This window comes from Paenibacillus sp. P22 (assembly GCF_000469945.2).
GTDB lineage: Bacteria > Bacillota > Bacilli > Paenibacillales > Paenibacillaceae > Paenibacillus_O > Paenibacillus_O humicus.
In genome coordinates this window covers 1-3,372 of record NZ_CBRA020000291.1, presented here as the reverse complement: position 1 = coordinate 3,372, position 3,372 = coordinate 1, and the positions used below count along the sequence as shown (strand labels likewise).

General features: G+C 58.3%; 2 protein-coding genes and 1 rRNA gene. All 3 read left to right on the top strand.

What is annotated here, in order from left to right; genetic code table 11:
* Window positions 1–189, top strand: a 189-nt coding sequence (locus tag BN871_RS25955) for a hypothetical protein (protein ID WP_048750072.1), incomplete at its 5' end; no start/stop codon positions are given.
* Window positions 190–534: 345 nt separating this feature from the next.
* Window positions 535–2,532 carry an NAD-dependent DNA ligase LigA gene (gene ligA, locus BN871_RS25950; protein WP_373864562.1) on the top strand — a complete coding sequence of 666 codons (1,998 nt, stop codon included), beginning with the start codon at window positions 535–537 and terminating at the stop codon, window positions 2,530–2,532.
* A gap of 454 nt (window positions 2,533–2,986) precedes the next feature.
* Window positions 2,987–3,372: ribosomal RNA gene (locus BN871_RS25945) — 16S ribosomal RNA — on the top strand; the annotation flags it as partial.

Below are 3,372 nucleotides of genomic sequence, written 5' to 3'. Positions count from 1 at the left end.
GCCGCGGGCGATGCGGCGCGCAGCTTCGCCGCCGGAGACAAGGTGGTCCACAAGAAATGGGGCACCGGTGTGATCGTGTCGGTAAAGGGCACCGGCAACGACACGGAGATCCAGATCGCATTCCCGGCTCCGGTCGGGCTCAAGAAGCTGCTCGCCAGCTTCGCCCCGATCGAGAAGGTGTCGGGCTGACAGCCTCTCGGAAGGAAAGCGGCAGCTTCTCGTGCTTGCCGGCGATATGTCCTTCCCAATGGCATGGTCCATCGCGTCCGCTCGTTGCAGCCGTGCGCTCATGAACATTTTGCATTTATACGGATCGCTGTTGGATGTTGGTCCGGTCTTATATCTATTCAAGCATGCCTTCCTGCCCGGAAGCCGGATCGCCGGCCTCCGGGCAGGGTTGCTTACATAATGAAACGCGCACAATAGAAACGTAAGCCATTATTCGGATGAAAAGGACGGGGATTCCGCTTGGATAACCGCATGGAGCAGCAGCAAGAGCTGGCGGCCGGAGCAGATCCGCAAGCCGTGGAGCGGATGCGGGAGCTCGCCGGAGAGCTTGCCGTGCACAACTACAACTATTACACGCTCGACAACCCGACGATCAGCGACAAGGAATACGATCTTTTATACGATGAGCTGGTTCGTCTGGAGAGCGAGAGCGGCGTCGTGCTGCCGGAGTCGCCCTCCCTGCGCGTCGGAGGAGAGACGCTCAAGGGGTTCGAGCCCCATCGGCATCGTTCCCGCCTATGGAGCTTGGACAAGGCCAAGGACGAGGATGCCGTCCGCGCCTGGCAGCAGCGCCTCGCCCGCGGCATCGCCGATTACAATGCCAAAAATCCCGACGAGGAGCCGCTGCCGGATCCTTCCTATGTCGTCGAGCTCAAGTTCGACGGGCTGACTCTCAACCTGACCTATGACGGCGGAGAGCTCGTTCAGGCGGCGACGCGGGGCAACGGCACGGTCGGCGAGAGCATCATGGCGCAGGTGAAGACGATCCGTTCGGTCCCTCTGACAATTCCGTACAAGGACGGCCTTATCGAAGTCCAGGGCGAAGGGCTGATGTTCCTTTCCGTGCTGGAGAACTACAACAAGACCGCAGCCGAGCCGCTCAAAAACGCGCGCAACGGCGCCGCAGGCGCTCTGCGCAACCTCAATCCGAAGGTTACGGCCGAACGCCGCCTGAGCGCTTTCTTCTATAATATCGGTTATTCCGACGAGCTCGAGTTCCGCGACCATGCCGAGCTGATCCAGTTCCTCAGGGACAACCGCTTCAAGGTCAACCCGTATATCACTTACTTCGACGATATCGAGGAGGTCATCGCGGAGCTGCATCGGATTGCCGTCATGCGTCCGGAGCTCGATTTCCTCATTGACGGAGCGGTCGTCAAAGTGACGGATATGCGCACCCGGGCGGCTCTCGGCTATACAGACAAATTCCCGCGCTGGTCGGTGGCGTTCAAGTTCGAGGCGGAAGAAAGCACGACGGTGCTGGAATCGGTGTCCTGGAATGTCGGCCGTACGGGCAAAGTAACTCCGCTCGCGCGCGTGGAGCCGGTGGAGCTGGCCGGCGTCACGGTGCAGAACTGCACCCTCAACAATACCGGGGATATCGAGCGCAAGGGACTGAAGCACGCGCTTGGCACCCGTGTCTTCATCCGGCGTTCCAATGACGTCATTCCCGAAATCCTCGGCAGAGCAGATGAAGAAGAGCAGGGGGAGGAAATTGTCTATCCCGAAACTTGCCCGGCCTGCGGCACGCCGCTCGTGCAGCGCGGCGCCCATCTGTTTTGCGAGAACCGTCTCGGCTGCAAGCCGCAGATCATCGCCCGGATCACGCATTTTTCCTCGCGGGACGCTATGGACATCGAGACGTTCAGCGTCATGACAGCGGAGCAGCTTCTGGATTCCTGCGAAGTGCATGATCCGGCCGATCTGTACGATCTCGGTTATGACGATCTGATCAAGCTGGAGCGCTTCGGAGACAAAAAGGCGCGCAATCTGCTGGACGCGATCGAGAAGTCGAAAGACCGCGACCTTGCCTCCTTCCTCAATGCGCTCGGCATTCCGAATACAGGCAAGGCGACCACGCGCATGCTGGCCGACCATTACGGCAGCCTGGACGCCATCATGGAAGCATCGGCCGAGGAGCTCACCGCTCTCCCCGATGTCGGCGGCATCGTGGCTGAAAGCATCGTCGGCTTCTTCAAGGAGCCGCTTATTAGGGAGAGCATCCGGCGCATGCGCGAGAAGGGCGTCAAGGCGGAGGCGGACAAGGTCGAGCCGATCGCCGTGGACAGTCCGTTCAGCGGCAAGACGGTCGTGCTGACCGGCACGCTGCACACAATGACGCGGGATGAAGCCGGACGCCGTCTGGAGGCGCTGGGAGCCAAGGTAAGCGGCAGCGTCTCCAAGAAGACCGACTTCGTGCTTGCCGGCGAGAGCGCCGGCAGCAAGCTCGACAAGGCCCGTGCCTTGGGCGTAGCTGTCATCGAGGACGAGCAGGAGATACGCCGGCTGCTTGGCATGGATTGAAGCAGACCTTGGCTGGATGGTGTGGACGGAAGCCTAGACCCGGGAAACCGGAAGGTTCCCGATTCCGGCATATAGAAGGGACCGAACAGGGGACGCCTCTTTTCGGTCCCTTTCCTTTTTGCTATTTAGTATTTGAGCCATCAGCAAGGCTTGATAGTGGGGCAGAAAATCAATTCGACCTTTTTTTTGATTTAGGGGTTGCATATGGTTTGGAGACTGTGGTATATTACTTCTTGTCGCTTCGGCGGCACGGTAAAAACAACGGCGAACGGAAACAAAAAAAGAAAAACAAGCTGTTGACAAGAAATGCTCAGTATGATAAAGTATTCTCTTGTGACCAACCAAGTTCTTTGAAAACTGAACAAATGATTAAGCTATAAATTCGACAACGTTTTACAATGAGCAAGTCAAACACCTTGAAGCACTTCATCGTCCTTCGGACACGAAGTCTTCTTTTATGGAGAGTTTGATCCTGGCTCAGGACGAACGCTGGCGGCGTGCCTAATACATGCAAGTCGAGCGGATCTTGTCCTTCGGGACAAGGTTAGCGGCGGACGGGTGAGTAACACGTAGGCAACCTGCCCTCAAGACTGGGATAACCTCCGGAAACGGATGCTAATACCGGATATGCGGTCTCTCCTCCTGGAGGGATCGGGAAAGACGGAGCAATCTGTCACTTGGGGATGGGCCTGCGGCGCATTAGCTAGTTGGTGGGGTAACGGCTCACCAAGGCGACGATGCGTAGCCGACCTGAGAGGGTGATCGGCCACACTGGGACTGAGACACGGCCCAGACTCCTACGGGAGGCAGCAGTAGGGAATCTTCCGCAATGGACGCAAG